This is a genomic window from Candidatus Cardinium hertigii, from assembly GCF_050864855.1.
GTDB lineage: Bacteria > Bacteroidota > Bacteroidia > Cytophagales > Amoebophilaceae > Cardinium > Cardinium hertigii_C.
The window spans coordinates 1-1,421 of record NZ_JBOZWW010000073.1; the positions used below are offsets into that span (position 1 = coordinate 1).

Genomic DNA, 1,421 nt, shown 5'->3' on the forward strand with positions numbered 1-1,421 from the left:
GACTAAGTCACTTTTATTTTGTTTAAAGACTAAATAACCCAAAAAACAAGATAATCCTCCTAAGGATATAGCCAGAAAGATGACTAAAAAACGCAATAGGTTAATGATATTTCTTGCTGGAACAGCTACCACTATGGAAACAGTATTTTTGGGTTGAGTAGATTCTTTTATACTTTATTTATTTGTAGTAGGCAAGATTTAATCCTGCATACAGTAAGAAAATTAAATTATATAGTTGTCGTTTAAGTTTAGCGTGTCAGATGTTTTTTTAATATATGCGATTTGATTATTTTTTTCAAGGAATAGTTTTTTACTATCCTCCCAAGTTTGTACAGGTGTTTTACCATAACAATATTTTCCAGAATGTGGTCGCTCATAATTGTAATAATTTAACTATCTATCTAAATCCTCTTGCAAATCATCCAGCTTGGTATAGATTTTTTTTACGCATAGCTGTATCAAAGAATTCCTGTTTCATGGTCTTATCAAAACGCTCAGAAAATCCATTGGTTTGTAGTGAATAGGCTTCAGTAACCATATGTTCTATACCTTCTATACTTAAAAACAACTCAAAAGCATGATGTTCTATTTTGACTTTATACTCAGTTCCACGATTTGTTAGTATACGTAAGATAGGTATGCTTTGATCTTGATAAAAAGGTAGTATTCTATCATTTAGAAGATCGGCAGCTCTCTTACCAGTGTACAGTTTTACATTAGCTACTCTAGAATAGCTATCTGTAAATACTTGAGTATAAACTTTGCCTATGCCTTTAAAACTACCCACATTATAAGTATCTTGACAGCCTAAATAACCAGGATGTTCTGTATCTATTTCTTCACATGATTCTTGTTCATTTTTACGCTTTTCTAAGGCTTATAGCTGTGATTCAGTTAAATCAAGACCATCTTGAGCCATCTTTGCTTCCAAAGCTTTAAGACGTTTCTTTATATTGTTTAAGTCATTGCGTAACCAGATAGATCTTACGTCTCCGCGAGAGACAAGTATACCTTGCTGCTTTAACTCATTAGATACCCTAAGTTGACCGTAGACTGGATAGTCTATGGCGATATCTAATACTGCTTTTTCTATCTTAGAATTCACTCTATTAGCTAAAATAGGTTTCTTACGACTTATCTCGTATAACGCTGCTTGGCCTCCTATTTTATATAGTGATTTAAATCGGTAATAGCTATCTCTGCTATAACCCATACTTTTACACGCTGAGGATATGTTACCTAACGTTTTAGCTAACTCCAATAACCCTAATTTCGGTTTTATTATTTTTTGATGTAAGTTCATAGTAGTCATTATTTGTATCTATACAAGTTTAATCATTGTAAGAATAAATGTCAACTACAACAATTTATTTGTTTTGTTCCCACTAACAGCACGATATTTTAGTAAAACGTTAACTATT

The 1,421-nt window shown here is 32.0% G+C and carries 1 pseudogene; it reads right to left on the reverse strand.

The features are described 5' to 3' along the window. Positions 1-222 precede the first annotated feature (222 nt). A pseudogene (locus ACRRVB_RS04975) lies at positions 223-1,303 on the reverse strand (integrase core domain-containing protein). Positions 1,304-1,421: the final 118 nt, after the last annotated feature.